Genomic DNA, 19722 nt, shown 5'->3' with positions numbered 1-19722 from the left:
CGGGGGCGCCCCCGCCCAGGAAGCTGCCCGGACAGAGTTCCGATTACACACCCAACGGAACCTTATCAGCAGGTAATATTAGAGGAACGGGTATCAATGCTTATGCCTCCTATCTTTTAAAAACTGATTCCCTCGGCAGTTCTGGCTGTTTCGAGAAGGACTTAGATGTGACCGTGCTTAATCTTGAGCCAAAATTTTCCAACTATGACCTAATAATTCAGGAAGGTGGTCTTACAGAGCAAGACGTCATGCTCACAGTACGGAATTTACCATTCTCCCAAAAAACCATCTGCACCAACTTCCAGCCCACGGCTCAACTGCCCGGTGACACCACGCTCTGTTTTGGTACAAAGCTCACGATAGATGCGCGCCTTGTAAACGGCCTTCCCACCAACACCAGCCCACAATGTCGCTTCCTGTGGAGCACCGGAGATACTACGCCCGTGGTGAACTTCAGCAAAGCGCCTGGTATGCACAAAATCTGGGTACAGATCAGCAAAGGCGGCTGTGTGAGTTCAGATACCATGCAGGCCACCTTCCTGCAAAACTTCCTGGTAGACCTCGGCCCGGACAAAGAAATTTGCCCATACGACAGCACTTTGCTTAATGCAGGAACCCATGCCGTGAACTTCAACTGGTATTTGCCCGGTGGCGATACGGTGAAAGCGCAGCAAATCTTTACACAGCAGGAGGGCCAATACCGCGTCCGCGTAGCCGATGCCGGAGGTTGTGTGGATTTGGACACCATCCACATCAGCCATTATCCGCTGCCAAAAACCAGTGCCGGGCCTGATTCAGCCATCTGCTTCGGACAGACGATAACGTTGCAGGGCGAAGGCGGCATCACCTACACCTGGCAGCCGCCTGACCACTTGGACAATGCTTTTGTCGCCAATCCCAACGCCACACCTCCCGATAGCATCCGCTACTGGCTCATCACCAGCAACCAGCAAGGCTGCCGCGATACGGATGATGTTTTCATAGCCGTCAGCCCACCGCTCTTTGCCACGCTGCCTGGTCAGCTTTTCGTCTGCCCAGGCGATTCCTTCCGGCTGGAAGCAACCGATGTAAAAGGCGACACCGGCCACTATACCTTTACATGGACGGATTCAGCAGGAACTGTATTGGTCACCGGAAATCCTGCTTTTCTTCACCAGGAAAACATAACATCCAAAATGGTAAATCTAAAATTAGAGGATGGGTGTAGCAACGCATTTATTGATAGCATTGAAATCATCGTCAATCCCGCAGCAGATGCGGCTTTCACGGCCACACCCACGGAAGGCTGCGCGCCACTGACCGTAGCATTTCAGTCCACAGGCAGCGGCTGGGAATGGGCGCAATTCACCGCAGGCGAGGGCGATACGTCAGAAACCATAATTCCGCAACACACCTACCGTCAGCCGGGCATTTATCATCCTTACTTCAGTATCATCACCAAAGCGGGCTGTACCGACAGCAGCAGCCAAACCATTATCGTCCATGCTACGCCCACCGCCAATTTCACAGCCGCACCCCAGCCCACACGAATTCCCAATACCACCATCACCTTTTCAGCGAATGTCACTGATGCAGATTTTATAGAATGGGATTTTGGGGATGGCGCCACGGAGGCAGGAAATTACGAGACAATCCACACTTACCCCGACACGGGCCGCTACACCGTCATGCTCACCGCCACCAATGCTCACTGCACCTCCACCTACAGCCGCACCATCATCATCCGTGACCTCATCCGCATCCACCTGCCCAACGCCTTCAGCCCCGGCAATGACGGACTGAATGAAACCTTTACGCCCGTCACCACCGCCATAGCGCACTACCAACTCACCATTTACAACCGATGGGGCGAGCAAATCTGGAAAGGAGAAAATGAAGGCTGGAATGGCACTTCAGGCGGAGCAATGGTACCAGAAGGTGTTTACCTGTATTTGCTAAAGGCCACAGACGATACTTCTGCTCCGCATTTTTTCAAAGGGAATGTGACGGTGGTGAAGTAGTTCCAGCTTTTGCGAATGGATGAAACAATTATTGCAATCACCGCAGGCGGGACGCCTGGGGATAGTTCACACTCCGCTAAAAGGCGGAGCGAGAGCGGGGATATATCTCAAAGACGGATTGCAAAGGAAGTTGGTATCAGTCAAAGTGAGGTTCATAAAATATTAAAAGAAGCCGATTTGAAGCCCCCACAAGATTGTATACTGGTGTGGAAAAAGTCCTGATCCTGAGTTTGAAAAAAGATGACTGAAATTGGAGGCCTTTATATGAATCCACCTGAAAATGCCCTTGTTATTTGCGTGGATGAAAAAACACAAATTCAAGCTTTGGACCGAACCCGGCCAGAACTGCCACTTCGCTCTGGAAATCCAAAGAGACAAACCGCTACCTATAAAAGAAACGGGACAGTAGGATTGATTGCAGCACTTGCTGTTCATACCGGAGAAATTACAGGGAAAACAATTGATACTAATAATGCGGAAAATTTCCTGAAATTCTTAAAAACGCTTGATAGGACTTAATAGGCATATAAAACTTCACATTATCATTAATAATTTAGCTGTTCACAAACATAAATCAATAAAGGAATGGCTTTCAAAGAAAAGTAAAGATCCAGATTCATTTTACACCTACTTATTATTCTTCTTGGTTAAATCAAATTGAGATATGGTTTAACATTTTTACAAAGGACGTTTTAAAAGGAGGTATCTGGACCTCCAAAAAAACAGTTAATTTGACCAATTGCTGGAATACATTAAAACCTACAGCGAAGAAAGGGCAAAACCCTTTAGCTGGACCTCTACAGGAAAAAATTTAAAAATTAATTAGTTTTCTTTTCATGTAATCAGCACACTGGCACAGAAACCCCTCCTTTCCTGCCCAACCCAAATCTTCCTCTTATTTTTGCAGCCGATTGAAATTTCAACCCAAAAAATTATCCGGACAAATGAAGTATGATCTGATCATTATTGGCAGTGGGCCTGGCGGCTATGTGGCGGCTATTCGTGCTGCACAGCTTGGTATGAAGGTAGGCGTGGTGGAGCGTGAGAGCCTGGGCGGCATCTGCCTCAACTGGGGTTGCATCCCTACCAAAGCCCTGCTGAAGTCCGCCCAGGTGTTTGAGTATATTCAGCATGCTCAGGATTATGGCATCAGCGTTTCTGATGCAAAGGCTGATTTTCCGGCTATGATTAAACGGTCGCGCAGCGTAGCCGGGGCCATGGCAAACGGAATCCAGTTCCTTTTTAAGAAGAACAAGGTGGATGCGCTCATGGGCACAGGCAAACTGACGAAGGACAAGAAAGTTGAAGTGACGGACAATGACGGAAAGAAGCAGACTTATGAGGCTAAGAATATCATCATTGCGACAGGAGCACGTGCGCGGGAACTGCCCGGAATAAAAATAGACGGCAAAAAGATCATTGAATACCGCAAGGCGATGTCGCTGGAAAAACAACCGGAGACAATGGTGGTGATAGGTTCCGGTGCTATCGGGACGGAGTTCGCATACTTTTATAATGCCATTGGAACTAAGGTGACGATGCTGGAGTACCTGCCGCAAATTGTTCCCAACGAGGATGAGGAGGTGAGCAAGGCGCTTTTGCGTATTTTTAAAAAGCAGGGCATGGAAGTGTCAACAGGTGCGGAAGTAACGAAAGTGGATACATCTGGCAGCAAGTGCAAGGTTACGTATAAGAAAGACGGCAAGGAGCAAACGCTGGAATGCGATGTGGTGCTTTCGGCTACCGGAATTCAGCCCAACATTGAGAATATAGGATTGGAAGATTTGAAGATTAAAACGGACCGTGGTATCATCGTTACGGACGAATATTATAAAACCAATGTAGATAATATCTACGCTATTGGCGATGTAACGAAAGGTCCTGCACTGGCCCACGTGGCTTCGGCTGAGGGAATTATTTGCGTGGAGAAACTAGCAGGCCAGAAACCGGAACCACTTAATTATAACAACCTGCCTTTCTGCACTTATTGCATTCCAGAGGTGGCATCAGTTGGCTACACAGAAAAGGCTGCGAAAGAAGCGGGCTATGAACTTAAGGTTGGAAAGTTTCCCTTTACGGCATCAGGTAAGGCGAAGGCTGCGGGAGCACCCGATGGTTTTGTGAAGGTGATCTTCGATGCGAAATACGGAGAGTGGCTTGGCGCCCACATGATCGGCATGAACGTTACGGAATTAATTGCAGAGGCGGTAGTCGCCCGTAAGCTGGAAACCACCGGCCATGAGATCATCAAGAGCGTACATCCGCATCCCACTATGAGCGAAGCCATCATGGAAGCAGCGGCTGCCGCCTATGGCGAAGTGATTCATATTTAGCATGGCAAAATAGTTCTGCTGATAAATTAAAAAACTCCACTCTGCAATCAGCGAAGTGGAGTTTTTTGATGAACCAAAATTTAGATATAAAAGCTCAAAGGACACTAAGGGGCACGAAGGTGCTATGCGCAGCCAGCTTTTTCAGCGCGGTATTCCTATTCTTCCTTGTCTATAAAGCTGTTCTCATTTCCTTTTACCTTTTCCAGATATTGCCAGGTGCCATATTCATCCATTTTCTCAATAATGAAATATTCCACACCATTTTTCCAATGATGATAGTCTGACCATTTCAGGAGCACATTGTGATCTTCCGTATTTTCAGCAGAAAGCAGGATTGAAGATCCGGGATTTCCTTGTTTGCCTTCTATATCACAACGATTGTCAGCCCGTACAAGGTAATAGTAATTCTGTGATTTCACGTAAGCCGTATGGTCCACATAGCTGGTAGCCTCGGCAGGAAGTTCGGCAATCTCTTCAAAGAAACTGCTGTCAACGGAGCGGAATATGGTGAATCCCGAAACTTTGGCTGAAGCTACCGAGGGTTTTGCCCATTCGGTAAGCACAGCCCGGTCGTCTATCACAGTACTTCGCACAATATCCACAGTCAGAGTGGTAATTGAATCAGCCGGTTTGGCAACAGCGGTATCACTAAATGAGTGATAGGTTTCTCCACATAGCCGGGTAGCCTGAATGCGATAACTGTAAAGACGGGGACAAGCCGTTTCATCTAAAAATTCAAAACTGTTGGGTGGGAGCTCATCCAATAACTCCGGTGTACTGGCTCCCGGTGCAAGGCGGAAAACTTTGTAGCTCTGTATTCCGCAGCCTGCATAAGGGTTCCAGTTCAGTTTCACCATATCTCCTTGTGGAACGGCTTTCAGTTCTATGGTGGAGTGCGGTTGGTGTTTGTCCATTTCCAGGCTTTGTCCGCAGATGTCTTCTGTTTGCACTATAAAAGTGTAGACGTTTTTCAGCGTATTCAGTCCGGTCGAAGAAAAGCTCGTGTCATGGCGCTGGTTCATTTGTGCGATTTGCTGATAGTTGCCGGAAACGTTATTTCTCAGATACACATTATAGTGGCTGAAGTCGCTTGCCTTGCTGGGTTTCCAGCTCATCTCCACGCTATTGTTATTAAGAACCGATACGGCATGAAGGTCAGAAGCCGGAGGAGGAACCTGGTCAAAGATCTCGATGAAGTCCGTCTTAGTAAGCGTATCGTTGCAGCCTTCTAAAGAAGTGGCAACCAGCGATACATCGAAAAATCCTGATTGATCGAATTCATAAGCCGGGTCAGAGCCGGATAGGGTGTCGTTCTCCAAAAGCCATTGGTAGCTGTAGGTACTATCATCAGGCGTTTTGTTTTGGAACTGAATGATGGAAGGATTGCAACCCTGGGTTTTATCAGCGGTAAAATCAGGAGCAGGAGTGGGGTTCACAATAACGGGATTGAAGGAGGTTGTGTCAAAACAACCCTCGTCCGTGCTCACTACCAGTTGCACTCCGTAGGCACCTTTGTTCTGGTAGGTGTAAGATGCGTCCTGAGAATTGATAAAAATGTCCCTTCCCACGATATTCAGATCATCTTCAAACTTCCAGACGGAATGGTCATAAAATTTTGATTCGTTGTGGAAATTCACTTCGAAAGGTGCGCAGCCTTCCGTAGGATCGCTTGAAAATTTCGCTTCGGGCATGCGATAAACGGATATTATCTGTGGCTTTTCAATTTTTACCAGGCAATTGAATGAATCGGTAACCTCCAGCGTTACGGTGTAGATGCCTGCGCTGTCGTACCGGTGTTGCGGGTCTTTGCTGTCAGAAGTATTTCCATCGCCAAAATTCCAGTTCCAGGAGTAGGCATTTGCCGAGGGATGGCCGAACTCAACTGTTACAGGCTGACAGCCCGAAGAATCATCCAGCGTAAAGTCGGCAACCGGGCCGGTGATCCGTAGAATGGATTTCTTTATAACCGTATCGGCACAGCCGGCCTGCGTGGAGGCGATGAGCGTTACCGTATAAATGCCCGGAGCTGTATATATATGGTTGGGATTCTTTTTAGAGGAAGATTTTCCGTCACCAAAATCCCAGTTCCACAATGTTCCATCTGTTGATTGATTGCTGAATGGAATGGTATCGCCTACGCAGGAAAGGTCACGATCCAGCGAAAAACTTGCCCGCGGAGTGGGCGTAACGTTAATTTTGGATGGCAGCACATAGAGCGCCTGGCAGTTAAAAGAATCTTTGGTGATCAGTGAAACGGTATAGTTGCCTGAAGAATCGTACAGGTGCGTTGGATGCCGTTGCGTGGATTCCGCGCCATCGCCAAAATTCCATTCCCATGAAATGGCGCCCTGAGTAGAATCTGAAAATACCACCGTGGCAGGATTACAAACATCCTGAGACGATGCTGAAAAAGAACTGATGGGGCCGAGTACGCGGATATAGCGATCTTTTATAATAGAATCAATACATCCTTGCTTGTTTTCAATTTTAAGTTTTACGGTGTAAAAGCCGGGTTGCGCATAGATGTGTGCAGGATTTTCAACGGTTGAGGATGATCCGTCTCCGAAGCTCCAAAGCCACTTTTTAGCGTCTGAAGAGGTGCTGAAGAACTGCACATTGGAAGGTGCACAGGTAGCCGCTGATGTGGTATGGAAATCAGCCCACGGACGCGAAATTTCGATGTAGTCTTCCATCACCAGGGTATCATGGCAATTGCCGGAAGAAGCAATGATGAGCGTTACGGTATATGTGCCGTTTTGTGCATAAACATGCGTTGGGTTTTGAAGCGTTGAAGTATCTCCATCACCAAATTCCCATAACCAGCTCGTAGCCTGGTGCGACTGATCGGTGAAACTGATCACCTGAGGAGCGCAGCCGTTGGTGGTGCTGGCTTTAAAGTCGGCACTCACGAAATCAATTCTTGACCCTTTCACTGTTTTTTCGCAACCGTTGGTATCGGTGATCTTCAGGGTTGTGCCCGAAGCAGGTTTATCCGTAAACACATGCTGTGGGTGCTGCACCGCAGAGGTGGTTCCATCCTGGAACTTCCACAACCAGGAAACCGGGTTTGTGCTTGTATCGGTAAAAGTAGCCGTGATCGGGAAACAGTCGTTTTGTTGCGACATGGCAAATCCGGCCACAGCTTTATTTATGGTTACCAGTTGGGGTACTGTTACGGTATCATAACATCCATTCATGGATGCTATCAGAGTAACATCAAAAGTTCCCTCTTTTTTATAGGTATAATCCGGATGCCGGTTGTGGCTGGTGCCGTTATCGCCAAAATGCCACCTGTAAGAATTTGCTGAGGTGCTTGCATTGGTGAACTCCGCATTGAGTCTGTCACAGGCTACAGAGTCAGTGTCCAACGTAAAATCAGCTACCGGTTGGGTAACGTTCACCTGCGTTGCAAAATTGAAAGTATCCCTGCAATTATTGCTGTTATCCCGCATCACGAGCATCACGTTGTAGCTGCCGCCTTGTGTATAAACATGGGCAGGGGTCGCATCATTGGAGGAGTTGCCATCTCCAAAATCCCAGAACCAGGAATAGTTTCCGTTTAATGCTTTATCAAACCGGACTGTATCATTATAGCAGATCTCTGAAACATCAGATGAAATGACGTCAGGTGTGATGCGGTGCAGTGTTCTGCTGACAGAGCTTTTGCAACCAAAAGTATCCACAACTCTCAGCCTGACGGTAAATGCATCCAGCGAGGCGTCATAGTAATGTAAAGGATTTTGGGAAAAAGCACTGTCGCCATCACCAAAGCTCCATATCCATTGAGAGGCATTGGTTGACTGATCCTGGAAAGAAACCCCGGTTTTATCACAGAAATATTGCTGCATTAGCGAAAAACGGGCTTTCACCTCCGGTACCCGCACCATATTATTATAATGGATAGTATCGGTGCCACCCGGCTTGGTTACAATGAGCACAATGTCATATTCACCCGGAGCATCATACACGCCTCTGGCCTTTTGTGTATAGGAGGTATCACCATTTCCATGGATCCATTGCCAGGCGGTAGCGCCTGAAGTCGTATCGTTCAGTTCTACAGTTAGTGGCGGACAACCCGTGATGGGTTCCGGCATTGCGCTGGTGTCGCCAGTGTTTGGCGGTTTCACGCCTCCGATTTGTGGAAGCGGTATGATTTCCTGCAACATTCCCTCGTAGACAGTAGTACAGCGGTCATTCATTATCGTGAACCGGATCAGGTAAGTAGAGTCTGTTTGATAAGTGTGCAGCGGGCTGAGTTGATTGGAAAAACTCCCGTCTCCGAAATCCCATTCCCAACTGTCGGCACCATCCACTTCAGCGCTAAACTGCACACGTTTAGGGAAAACCGTATCCAGTTGCTCAGCCTTCAGCGCGGCACTCAGCGGCACAAAATAAATAGCATTGTTCGCATAAGTGGTATGGCTGCAGCTATCGGCTGTGGTGATGGTTAAAGACACGCTGTGATAACCGGAAGTATTAAAGCTTTTGGTGGGATGCTGTTCGGTGGATGTGGTTCCGTCATCAAATTTCCAAAGCCAGGTAACGGCCCCCACAGTGGAATCATGGAACTGCACATCATAAGGTGGACATGCTTCATAAGTGTAAGAGAATTCAGCCAATGCACCGGTAACCTGTATTCTTTCATATACTTCAATGTATTGCTCACAACCGCCTTGTTTCGTGGTAACGAGGGAAACGTCATAAGTGCCGGGTTCGGTGTAAGTATGGCTGGGATTACGGTCCGTACTGGTATTCCCATCTCCGAAATTCCATGACCATGCTGTACTTCCGGAGGTAGCATCATTAAAATCCACAGTAAAAGGAGCGCAGCCAATTTTTACCGCTGGAGTGGTATAATTCGTTTGAATATTAGTGGTAGAAATAAAGTTTTCTTTTACCAGCGTATCCGTGCAGCCGGTGGCGGTATTCACAATCAGGCTGACATCATAGCTGCCGGGTTTCTTATAAATGTATTGCGGATTGGCAGCACCCGAAGTATCTCCGTTTCCAAAATCCCAATACCAGGTATCGGCATCTGTGGTCTTCGAGTTGAAATTCACCGTCATCGGAATGCAACCTGACCGTGGTGATGCTGAAAATGCAGCGGACAATTTATTCACTTTAACAGCCTCATTGATAGTGCTTTCTGCTGTGCATCCATTAGGAGCCGTTACTTCAAGTGTTACGTCATAAGTGCCTTCCTCCATATAAATATGATTTGGATTCTGGCCTGTGGCGGTGTCTCCGTCCCCATAGTTCCAGAAAGAAGTGACACCAGGCGTGGAGAGATTTGAAAAGCCGGCAGTGTACGGAGCGCAACCGAGTGTATCATTAACGGTAAAGCTGGCAGTGGGCCGCTGTTGTATCACGATCATGGTGGGCTGAGCCACGGTAGCTGAGCAGCCATTTGCAGTCTGAATGCTGAGTGTTACATAAAAGGTATCGGTTGTACTGTACGTTTTTGTCGTTTTTCTCCGGGTCGAAGTAGTACTATCGCCAAAGTTCCATAACCAGGCAGTAGCGCCAGGTGCATTCGCCTCAAAACGTATCTCCTGCGGAGCACAACCTTCAGTTGTACTTGCTATGATCTGTGGTTCCTGAGGTACTTCTATAGTAATATAATTTTGCTGCCTAAGCGTATCAAAACATCCTGTTCCGTTTGATGCGATCAGGGTTACATCATATTTTCCTTCTTGCGAATACAGATGAGAGGGGTTGGCGGTGTTGGCTGAATCGCCATCTCCGAAATACCACTTATAATTTGAGGAATGATGGCTGTTGCTCGAAAAATATATCGTGGTATTGGTATCGCACGCTGTAGCTTGGGAAGCACTGAATAATGCCACAGGGCTTGGCAGGATGCTGATATAGGACGTTTTTACTGCCACATCCCTGCATCCATAACTGCTTTTGGCGATGAGCTTCACCGTGTAATTTCCCGGTAAGGTATAGTTGTGTACCAGCACTGAATCAGAGGAGGTATTGCCATCCCCGAAGTCCCAGACCAAGCTATCGGCATAAAGTGAGTTGTTGGTAAAAATGATGGGAAGTCCGGGACAGGTAACCGTGTCATTTGCTGTAAAGGACGCCACAGGATTCCTTACTACTTCAATGAAGTTGGATTTTATAATGGTATCCTTATTTCCGGCAGTATCTCTGGCAATGAGCGTTACATGGTAGGTGCCCGGTTGCAGGTATACATTAGAAGGGGAGGACAGAGTAGATGTATTGCCGTTGCCAAAGTCCCAGAAATAAGAGGAGGCATTGGCCGATGTATTGGAAAAGTTCACTGTCATCGGCACGCATCCTATCGTATCCTGGGTGGTAAAGGAAGCTGAAGGCGCTTGTGCATACGCTGAGCTTGCATTAATGATGGCAATGAGAAGTCCAGCGAGAGAAACAGAAAAGGACGATCGCAGCCTGGCTAACAGTACTGTAGATGCGGCTTTTCCTTGATCTTCCGTGGGTGTAATTTGTTTTTTCATATAAGTGCATTAAGACTTCTTGAATCCGGGTTCAAAAGTATCCTGATGGGGGAGGGCAGGCAGGTTGAAGTCTTGCCGCACATTGCAGTTGTAAGATTTATTGATTTTTATGGAAAGGAAATTTGAGGGTGCATGAAACAGGTTCTTGAGCATTCGGAGGACGGATTTGATGCATATTGCCGAAAATATCTATCTTTTGCCTGTGTTATTTCTAATGAGACATAAGACCGGTTTCTGCGTTGGTTTTGAGTTGCCCTGAAAGTTCCTTTGTACTCCCGTTTCGCAGAATAGTTTTGGGAAACAGTAAATTGCATTCAAAAACCTCATTCATCAGTAAATTTTCTTAATCTAAAAGAATCATTATGGACGTTTTAAACAAAACCATTAAAAAACTTAACGAGCAGGACTTTGAAAACCTGATCCTCGAAATTCCTGGTGGTGAAGACAGCAAGCCATACGCTGTACTTACGGCCGCACGCAACAACAATTACTCTGACAGTGAGATGATGGAGATGCTGAAAGTCAATCCCAGCACCTACTACACTTTGAAGTCGCGCCTCAAGACGAAGGTGGCTTACATTCTTTCCAAGAAAGTAGACAACCCTATCAGTGAATTGATGGAGGAGGTAGCGCGTGTACCGGCTACCCTTTATGGCACCAGCAAGGCTGTATCCATCCGGGCATTAAAAGACCTGGAAAAGCAACTTATAGAATATGACCTGAGCAACGAGCTTATCGTGGTGTATGAAACCCTGGCCAGGCTCAACCTTTACAATGAAGAGTATGAAAAGTATGACATGCTCTACAGCAAGCATGTGGCTTTTTCACTTGCCGTTACCAAAGCACAGAAGCTTTTCTATTCATTCATCTTCAGGATAGGCAACTATGGGCTCACCGGACATGAAGAAGACCGGGAGGAACTGAATGACGTACGCAGAAAACTGAACAACATCCAGGAATTGTATGACTCTCACCGCCTGTTCGTGCTAAACAATATTGTCAGGATCTATCATCTTTCAATGACCACTGAAGATGTGCAGGAATTGCGCTCCCTCGAAATTGAGATCGAAAATATACTGAAGAGCATTAATGAAATTATTCAGAAGTATGAGCTGGATACTTTCTACCAAAAAATGAAATTTATCGTAGATTTTCTCTATTACGGATACTACGTTAAAACCGGCAACTATGTGCGTGCCGAGCATCATTACAAGAAAATCATCGGAGAGGTACCTGAACTTTCCAAACACCATGTATTTAACTTTTACATTCTCTCCTTCCTGAGTGACAGGGTGCAGCACTTCATCGCCACAGGAAACTCTGAAATCCTTTTTGCAAAGAATGACGAGATTCTGGAGAACCTGGATATAGAGCGGGATGAGATATACCATAATACCGTTTTCCATCAGTACCAAGCCATATGCAAGCATTACAAGGAAGACCATTTTGGAGCTGCCAAGATGATCAATGATCTGCGTAATGAAGTATCACTCCGGAACTTTGTTAAAACGGATATAGAATGCAAGCTCTTCCAGGCGATGGAATATTGCATAGCCGGGGAGGAAGACCTTTGTGTTCAGTTGATAAACAGTGTAAACCGCCAGGTAAAAGATATGGAGGGAAATTCAGAGCACGCTAAGATCTTTATCAAGTTCATTAAAGCGGCCCTCAAAAGCACTGAGTTTGACAAAAAGGTGAAACGCCTGAAGAGGCTGGCGGATGAATTTAATGCGGAGAATACAGGCGATAACCGCATGCTGACATTCATTAAACTGGATGAGCCTTTCTTTAAGAAACTGGCAAGTCCGTTTAAATATAAATATGCTGCATCTTAAATTAGATTTGGTTATACATTACGATAATTAAAACTGCTGCGACAGAATCTCCGGGTTAACCATTTCTGGTGAGACGGCAGCGGTGCCTGCAAGAAAAGCCGGTCCTTTAAAGGGCTGGCTTTTTTTAAGAATAGACACGAAGGCGCGAAGAACACTAAGGGGCACGAAGGTTTTTATAATTTGATTTTATATAAAAAGGAGGAATAGATACGAAGATACGAAGAGCACTAAGGGGGCACGAAGATTTTTATAATTTGATTTTATATAAAAAAGAGGAATAGACACGAAGGCACGAAGAGCACTAAGGGGCACGAAGGTTTTTATAATTTGATTTTATATAAAAAATAGGAATAGACACGAAGGCGCGAAGGGCACTAAGGGACCCGAAGGTTGGATTATTATTAAAATATAGGGATAGATACGAAGGTTTTGTTATTGGAATATATCTCTTTAAAAATATAGGAATTGACACGAAATCTTTATGAGTTATGATTTTTTAGTAAAATACAAAAAGCCGGACAATTTTGGGTTATCCGGCCTTTTGTATTTTAAAGTTTAATTGCTGAAAGAATAGGCTATTAACCTAATCTTTTACGATTTTCAATTGCTGCATTTTTCCATTCTGTATCACTTTCACAAGGTAAATGCCGGAACGCCATTCGTGCGCATCGATCGAAAGCGCTTCAACGCTGACCTGCCCCCGGTTGTAGGTAAGTTTTCCATGCATGTCATAGATCATGATGTCAGAAGGTCCCTGATCGCCAAGAAACAAATTAAACTGTTCTGTGGCCGGATTTGGAAATACACGGATCTTTTCAGAATTGGTTGAAAGCATTTCCACACCCGTTACGGTAGTTCCCTCTTCATAGCCATTGGTTTCAGCCTCCGCAATGGTGGTTGAAGATCCATTGTCAATCATCCCTGAAGGATCTATAAATAAAGCGATGATATGGATTTTTTCGCTTTTCCATTCCGGGTTCAGTTCAAAAGTAAAGTTATGGGTAAATGTCTGGCCGGGGGAAGCGGAAGCTCCGAAAGCATTGGGCAACCCCCTGAAGTTTGGAGAGATGCTCCTCGCTACGTGGTCATACACCATTTGAGAGGGAGGCACCGGGTTAGGCAGATTTTCATATCCACCCATCGGGCCGTTACCCCCGCCAGCGTAATAATTTACCTGTGCATATTTAGGATCGGTTCCGGTAACATCATCTTCAATGATCACACAGGCGATTTTATAGTTTCCGCTAAGTGCTTCAGAAATCTCAGTGGTGAGGCTTACCCTGAGTTCGCGGGAGATGCTGTTATATTCCGCGCCATTGGTTATCGTTGCCTTCGGAGCGACCGTGATCCTTTTCAGGAAATCAACCTTTATGGCCGAAGGGTCTATGTCGTTGCCCCTGTCCACCACAGCCGAGGGATATCCGCTGATAAGCGGGCCAATCCCATCATCATAGACCTGATCTGCCATCGGATCACCATTGTGCACAGCAATAGACTGGATAAGGCCCGGATAGAGCGCATCCAGTTCCTCTAATGCAACGGAACCGCGCGGACACCATCCGCACCATGTACCTGTGGCTTCTTCTGCAATTACGAGCTTGGCGGGTGCAGGTACCACAGGATCCAATATGAGCGTTTTGGAATCATCAGAGGCATCATCATCAGCCTGTCCGTTTACTTTGGTGATTGTGGCAATAAGTGCATTCGCTCCGGGCACCAGTTCAATGACATCATCCAGCGCCACGGAATGGGTGGCAAAAGTTGACAGGTTAAGACCGCTTACAGTTTCCGTCAGTGTGTTATTATTGTAGCTCACCTCAATTTCAGCGGAGGTGATGGTCTGGGTTCCAAGATTACGGATTTCCACCACTGGGCTGCCCTGCTGCCCGGCAAGAAGATCAGCTACACCATCAATGAACGTAACGGTACCATTCCGGGCAATAGGTGAATATGGAATATATGTGTAGCTTACGTCATCCACATAAAAGCCAGAACCCGAAGGTGGGTAGAGGTTCAGCGCTGCCACCTGGCGGTAGCTGTTCTGGAATGTTCCTTTGGAGACATTATCAATCAGGAGTTCCCAGCTATTGGTGTTGAGGTCTGTCAATATTTCTAATTTGAACCACGTATTCTGAAGGTAGATGGTATTAAGCAGCTCACCTGACAGGGTATTGCCGAGGCTGAGACTTCCATCCCTTCCCAGGTCCGCGTCCAGGGTCCATCCTTCACCTGTGGTGGATGATTCCTGCAAGTTGAAGTAAGCGCTCTTCCCGGTTTCTACGAATATCCAGAAGCTGACTGAGAAGGTTCCGGAGCTATATTCTCCGCCAAAGGGAAGCACAATATCATCCGGGCCTCCGTTCGCCAGAGAGGAAGAGAAATAAAGGGAATTGGAGCCGCTTTTCGCTTTGATATTTGTTACCGGCATATCATCAGCCCCGCCTGAAGTTCCTGACCACGTGGTCCAGTCACTGCTGCTTTGGGCCAGTAAGTCGCCTGCATTATAGGATTCAAAGTCGTCAGTAAATGTTTGCCCATGCACACCCAATCCTGCAAGGAACATAAGTAAAGTTAGTAGGGATGTAGTTTTCATCTTCATAGAATTTTTGTTACTTTCAAAGTTAAGAATTTAAACGATCTGTGATAAGCATCCGTTCAATTTAAAATAACCAATCAGGTAGTTAAAAAAGTTGTTTTAATTCAATATTAAAATTTCAAAATTGGATTTGTTTGGTTTTAATTTTAAAGGAATTAATTCATTGGATATTTTAATATCAATGCCTGAATCAAATTGGAAAGCTATGATTGCGATTGTCTGGGTAGAAAGTAGTAAAATCCTTTCAGGATGCAATATTATAGAATGTTATTTTCTAGTTTCCGCTCTATCGCCCCAAGTTTCTCCAGGATCTGATCCAAAGGATTGGCGAGGTAATTTTCTGCAAGGCCAATAAAGGAATGGAAGCTCCAGGCTTCTATCACCTCTTCGATGGGAATACTATAAGGTTCGTACTGCGGATTGTCGCTGCGCAGTTCGAGGGAAATTCCCTGGTTTTCCAATCCCGTGGTTTCCACTTTGTGGATGCGCTTGAATACGATCCCATCGCTGCGCGTAACGAGGATGTATCGTTTGTCGTTCTTCAGTTCCTGCCAGTTTTCAACATAGCGGCCTATCGCGATGAATCCGTTGTTGATTGGCGGCATAGAGTCTCCGCTGATTTCAAAAGCCCGATAGGTGCCGCTCGTCATATAAGGCAAATGGAAACGCGGTAATGTACTGATGAATGTGGTATCGCCATATCCCAGGAGATAACCGGCTCGCGCCTTTACCGGGACGTATTCGATATTTTCCCGGTTTTGTGCATCGGTAGTAAGGGCCAGCACTCTGATCTGCTCATCCCTGAGACTGCTGCCCGGCTTTGACGCTACTTTGCTGATGAGACGATCTAAACTCACACCGAAATAATCTGCGAATAATCGCAGCTTGTCAGTGTCGGGTTCGTAGGTGCCTCTCTCATAATCAGCCAAAGTAGATCTGTTGATCTTGAGTTCATCAGCCACCTGTTGCTGGGTTTTTCCGGCAGTCTTCCGCAGATGCCTGATGCTCTCAGAAAACACTGAAGATTTCATTTTACAAACCTAAGGATGGATGCACTAAAAGACAAACGTCTGATTGAGAGACAGGCGCAACATCACCGGTTGCAGGAGTTGGATTATAATCTTGCGGTCATCTTGTCATAAAGTTCGGTGCTGATCGGAGACATCGGCAGGCGCAGATGATTCTCGCACAGATCCATGGCAGTGAGCAGCGCCTTGATGCCGCTCGGATTTCCTTCCGCGAATATGTCCCTGATAAAAGGCAGCAGCTTGTAATGGAGCGTTCTGGCGTGTGGAAAGTCTCCGGCAAGGGAAGCGCGGGTCATATCAGAGAAGTCTTGCGGGAACGCATTGGCAATTACGGAGATTACACCATCGAAGCCGGTGGCAATGAGCGGGAGGGTCAGAAGGTCATCTCCGGAGATGACGAAAAAGCCATCGGGCCTGCCACTGATAATTTCCATGCATTGATCAAAATTCCCGGAAGCTTCTTTCATCCCAATTATGTTGCTGTGGTCTTTTGCCAAAGCCAGGGTAGTGGATGCAGAAATATTAGAGGAAGTTCGGGCTGGTACATTGTAGAGGATGACAGGCACAGGTGAATGGTCGGCAATGCGCATGTAATGTTGGTAAATGCCGGTTTGTGAAGGTTTATTGTAGTATGGGCCAACTGACAGCAAACCGCTGATTCCGCTGAAGTCCGTACTCCGGATCTTGTCAAGGACACTTTGCGTATTGTTTCCCCCAATACCGAGAATAAGGGGAATCCGGCCGTTTACCATCTCCTTCGCGATGCGCAGGATCTCGTGTTTTTCATCTTCAGTTACCGTCACTGATTCTCCGGTAGTGCCAAGCAGTACCAGATATTCCACACTGCCTTTCACAAGGTGATTCAGAATACCGCTAAGGCAGTTCGCATCCAGCTTTTCATTTTTATCAAAAGGAGTAACTACAGCTACTCCTGTACCTTTTAAATTCAGGCTCATATATTATTTGTCAGCATTTAAAAAATTGATTGAATTGAGCAATAAATGCAGCAATACCATCTTGTGGCTTAACGTCAAACATCAGGTCGTAGTAAGGCATAAGTTCAGGATGATATGGACCAACCTTCACCGGGGCATCTGCCGTGGCTGCAACGTAAAGCAGCGGAAAGCAGTTGTCCTTTCCAAGATTAATAATAAGATCGAAGCTGCGGCTGAGGAACGGCTGTAGCGATGCGTTTTTCGGAAAGGAGAACAGCAGATCTTTTTGCGTTAAAACCTGCGGTAATTTTACGGCTTCGGCAGCTTTTGAACCCTCATCCAGTGCCAGCAGGCTCGTTTCTTTTTTCAGCAATTTCAGTTTCTCAACAAAGGACAGGACGGCTGCTTCCTGTTCCGGTTTCTGGTAGAGAATTCCAATGCGGCTGAATTTGCTGAAATCAAGTTGCTGCTCCGGTTTCTTCCGGTTATTATGTACAAAATACAGGACCAGTTTCTGGAACAGGGTGAGCATAGCTGGGGATAATTACAGGGAGCAAAATTAATGAAAGTTGCTATGGGGAGCTATAGGGACGGGGTGGCCTTAAAGCGTTTTCTTCATTTGGGCAAGCAACAGTTTCAGTTCTTCCAGCAGCCGGATGGTTTCAAACCTGGCATCCACCTTTTTTCGTTTCTGGCTTAGTGCCTGGCGGGCACCTTCCAGCGTCATTCCGCGGTCTTTTACTAGCAGGTGGATGAGCTTCAGGGTTTCTATATCGCTCGCAGTGAAGAGCCGGTTGCCCTTGCGGTTTTTTCTCGGCTTCACCACAGAAAACTCTTTCTCCCAAAAACGGATCAGCGAAGAATTTACATCCAGCATACGGGATACTTCTCCGATGGAGTAATATAGCTTTTCGGTTTGCTCTTCAGCAGGTGACATTAATCGAAAGATTGGTTGGCCTGGTTGGCAAGTTCCAGCACCTTTTTGTATTCCTCAGGGCTGAGGTCATTATGAAAGAAGTTGATCGGGTTGATCTTTTTGCCATTCTTGATCACTTCGTAATGAAGGTGCGGAGCAGTAGATAGGCCCGTATTGCCCACAAGGCCAATGAGTTCACCGCGTTTTACTTTCTGTCCTTTTTTTACCAGCACTTTGTACATGTGGCCGTAAAGGGATTGGTATCCGAAGCCGTGATCGAGCACTACATGATTTCCATAGCCTCTTCCATCTCTGTCTACATCAGCGACTGATCCATCTCCGGTGGCATAGATCTCCGTTCCCTGCGGAGCCGAGAAATCAAGGCCTTCATGCAGTTTAACGGCTTTGTAAATAGGATGTACCCGGTATCCATAACCGGATGCGATCCTGTTCAGGTCTTTATTTGATACGGGTTGAATGGCTGGAATGGAAGCCAGCATTTCCACCTTTTTCTTAGCTAATTCGGCAATATCATCATACGACTTTGACTGAATATACATTTGCTTGGTAAGCTTGTCAATTTTCCGGTGCAGGTCAACTATGCTTTCAGAATTGATATAACCATCCAGGCTGCGATATTTTTCAATGCCGCCATAGCCGGCCTGCCGTACGCTCCGTGGAAGCGGCTCAGCTTCAAAGATTACCCGGTAAATGTCCACATCGCGCTCCTCAAGATTATCCAGCACATTTGCCAGCCTGTCAACTTTGCTGCCCAGCAATTCATTTTGCATAGACAGGAATTCAATTTCCCGTTTTAATTGTTTTTCCTTGGGTGAATCGAAGTAGTAGTAGAAACCGAGAAGCAGGAGAATCCCGAAGATGATGGAAGTGCAGAGAAACCCGAAGACTTTTGAAAATCGTTTCCAGAAGTTGGGTTTGTATTGTTCGTAGGTAAGGTTATTAGGATTGAAAAAGTACTTAACCTTCGCCATGCATTTTGCTTTAGATGGAATGCAAAAATAAAAAACTGCCCCGTAGGTACAGGCCGGGGCGTTGGCAATAATGCTGCCGAAGCACGGGCGTTTCAGTGTCAATTTATTAACAATCCCGGCAGTTTAGAGGCTTTCCCGGGCTTGCTCTTTTTTTTAATTTTGAATTTTATGATTTAATTTAAATAACAGCCATGAATATTTTTAAGAACATTGCGATCGCTGCTTTGGTATCCATTACGTTTTTGTCAGCATGCAAACCTAAAAACGCTCCAACCGAGGAAATTACAGGGCGCTGGAGCTTTGTAACGGTGCATGATGAAGCTGGCAACGAAGTGAGAAGCGTTGCCCCCGGAGATTACATGCATGTGAGAAAGGACAACACTTTCACCTATGAGCTTGCGAATGAAAATATCGCATCTTCCGGCAACTGGAGAATTGACGAGCAGGGCGATCTTATTTACATTTATGATGGCAACGGCAATAACGGGGAGCGCACGGAGCGTAAATATCATATAGAAGAAGTTACGGATTCTACGCTGATATTTACGGAGGAAGGCGTATCGTATGAATTTGCAAGAGACAATGAGGAGGAATAGCTAGCG

The 19722-nt window shown here is 46.3% G+C and carries 14 protein-coding genes; 6 read left to right on the top strand and 8 right to left on the bottom strand.

Annotated features, from left to right (window positions below; genetic code table 11):
* From WD077_06445 to lpdA, 4 genes are all read left to right on the top strand, one after another.
* The coding region (locus tag WD077_06445; GenBank protein MEX0966858.1) for a PKD domain-containing protein at positions 1-2000 on the top strand (2000 nt) is incomplete at its 5' end.
* Positions 2001-2015: 15 nt separating this feature from the next.
* Positions 2016-2222, top strand: a complete 207-nt coding sequence (locus WD077_06440; protein MEX0966857.1) for a winged helix-turn-helix transcriptional regulator — start codon at positions 2016-2018, stop codon at positions 2220-2222.
* Positions 2223-2240: 18 nt separating this feature from the next.
* Entirely contained in the window at positions 2241-2519 is a 279-nt protein-coding gene (locus WD077_06435) for a hypothetical protein (protein MEX0966856.1), read from the top strand.
* A gap of 425 nt (positions 2520-2944) precedes the next feature.
* The gene (lpdA, locus tag WD077_06430; protein MEX0966855.1) at positions 2945-4333 is read left to right on the top strand and encodes a dihydrolipoyl dehydrogenase; all 1389 of its coding nucleotides are present in this window, start codon (positions 2945-2947) and stop codon (positions 4331-4333) included.
* A 155-nt stretch (positions 4334-4488) separates the two neighbouring features.
* On the opposite strand, the gene WD077_06425 is transcribed toward lpdA, so the two are convergent.
* Together WD077_06425 and WD077_06420 are read right to left on the bottom strand one after the other, a co-directional pair.
* Positions 4489-10818 (bottom strand): PKD domain-containing protein, encoded by a 6330-nt coding sequence (locus tag WD077_06425; GenBank protein MEX0966854.1) that lies wholly within the window; start codon positions 10816-10818, stop codon positions 4489-4491.
* Positions 10819-10827: 9 nt separating this feature from the next.
* Positions 10828-10971, bottom strand: coding sequence for a hypothetical protein (locus tag WD077_06420; GenBank protein ID MEX0966853.1), 144 nt, complete (start codon positions 10969-10971; stop codon positions 10828-10830).
* A 209-nt stretch (positions 10972-11180) separates the two neighbouring features.
* Between WD077_06420 and WD077_06415 the strand changes: the two genes are divergently transcribed.
* Positions 11181-12653, top strand: coding sequence for a hypothetical protein (locus WD077_06415; protein ID MEX0966852.1), 1473 nt, complete (start codon positions 11181-11183; stop codon positions 12651-12653).
* Positions 12654-13236: 583 nt separating this feature from the next.
* Here the strand turns inward: WD077_06415 and WD077_06410 are convergent.
* From WD077_06410 to WD077_06385, 6 genes are all read right to left on the bottom strand, one after another.
* Complete coding sequence (locus WD077_06410; GenBank protein ID MEX0966851.1) at positions 13237-15246, bottom strand: Omp28-related outer membrane protein; 2010 nt, start codon at positions 15244-15246, stop codon at positions 13237-13239.
* A gap of 260 nt (positions 15247-15506) precedes the next feature.
* Positions 15507-16280, bottom strand: coding sequence for a LexA family transcriptional regulator (locus WD077_06405; GenBank protein MEX0966850.1), 774 nt, complete (start codon positions 16278-16280; stop codon positions 15507-15509).
* Positions 16281-16363: 83 nt separating this feature from the next.
* The gene (gene dapA / locus WD077_06400) at positions 16364-17233 is read right to left on the bottom strand and encodes a 4-hydroxy-tetrahydrodipicolinate synthase (protein ID MEX0966849.1); all 870 of its coding nucleotides are present in this window, start codon (positions 17231-17233) and stop codon (positions 16364-16366) included.
* Positions 17234-17243: 10 nt separating this feature from the next.
* Positions 17244-17744 (bottom strand): hypothetical protein, encoded by a 501-nt coding sequence (locus tag WD077_06395; protein ID MEX0966848.1) that lies wholly within the window; start codon positions 17742-17744, stop codon positions 17244-17246.
* Positions 17745-17813: 69 nt separating this feature from the next.
* Complete coding sequence (locus WD077_06390) at positions 17814-18149, bottom strand: MerR family transcriptional regulator (GenBank protein ID MEX0966847.1); 336 nt, start codon at positions 18147-18149, stop codon at positions 17814-17816.
* The gene (locus tag WD077_06385) at positions 18149-19120 is read right to left on the bottom strand and encodes a M23 family metallopeptidase (GenBank protein ID MEX0966846.1); all 972 of its coding nucleotides are present in this window, start codon (positions 19118-19120) and stop codon (positions 18149-18151) included. Before WD077_06385 ends, WD077_06390 begins: the two co-directional genes overlap by 1 nt.
* Before the next feature lie 191 nt (positions 19121-19311).
* On the opposite strand from WD077_06385, the gene WD077_06380 reads away from it, so the two are divergent.
* Positions 19312-19716, top strand: coding sequence for a lipocalin family protein (locus WD077_06380; protein ID MEX0966845.1), 405 nt, complete (start codon positions 19312-19314; stop codon positions 19714-19716).
* Positions 19717-19722: the final 6 nt, after the last annotated feature.

Source organism: Bacteroidia bacterium, assembly GCA_040880525.1.
Classification (GTDB): domain Bacteria; phylum Bacteroidota; class Bacteroidia; order CAILMK01; family JBBDIG01; genus JBBDIG01.
This window is presented reverse-complemented; position numbering and strand designations above follow the sequence as displayed.

What these genes read in the sequence shown, in the direction of transcription:
- WD077_06440 (MEX0966857.1), top strand. Translation starts at nt 2,016, where the DNA reads ATGGATGAAACAATTATTGCAATCACCGCAGGCGGGACGCCTGGGGAT.
- WD077_06435 (MEX0966856.1), top strand. Translation starts at nt 2,241, where the DNA reads ATGACTGAAATTGGAGGCCTTTATATGAATCCACCTGAAAATGCCCTT.
- lpdA (MEX0966855.1), top strand. Translation starts at nt 2,945, where the DNA reads ATGAAGTATGATCTGATCATTATTGGCAGTGGGCCTGGCGGCTATGTG.
- WD077_06425 (MEX0966854.1), bottom strand. Translation starts at nt 10,818, where the DNA reads ATGAAAAAACAAATTACACCCACGGAAGATCAAGGAAAAGCCGCATCT.
- WD077_06420 (MEX0966853.1), bottom strand. Translation starts at nt 10,971, where the DNA reads ATGCTCAAGAACCTGTTTCATGCACCCTCAAATTTCCTTTCCATAAAA.
- WD077_06415 (MEX0966852.1), top strand. Translation starts at nt 11,181, where the DNA reads ATGGACGTTTTAAACAAAACCATTAAAAAACTTAACGAGCAGGACTTT.
- WD077_06410 (MEX0966851.1), bottom strand. Translation starts at nt 15,246, where the DNA reads ATGAAAACTACATCCCTACTAACTTTACTTATGTTCCTTGCAGGATTG.
- WD077_06405 (MEX0966850.1), bottom strand. Translation starts at nt 16,280, where the DNA reads ATGAAATCTTCAGTGTTTTCTGAGAGCATCAGGCATCTGCGGAAGACT.
- dapA (MEX0966849.1), bottom strand. Translation starts at nt 17,233, where the DNA reads ATGAGCCTGAATTTAAAAGGTACAGGAGTAGCTGTAGTTACTCCTTTT.
- WD077_06395 (MEX0966848.1), bottom strand. Translation starts at nt 17,744, where the DNA reads ATGCTCACCCTGTTCCAGAAACTGGTCCTGTATTTTGTACATAATAAC.
- WD077_06390 (MEX0966847.1), bottom strand. Translation starts at nt 18,149, where the DNA reads ATGTCACCTGCTGAAGAGCAAACCGAAAAGCTATATTACTCCATCGGA.
- WD077_06385 (MEX0966846.1), bottom strand. Translation starts at nt 19,120, where the DNA reads ATGGCGAAGGTTAAGTACTTTTTCAATCCTAATAACCTTACCTACGAA.
- WD077_06380 (MEX0966845.1), top strand. Translation starts at nt 19,312, where the DNA reads ATGAATATTTTTAAGAACATTGCGATCGCTGCTTTGGTATCCATTACG.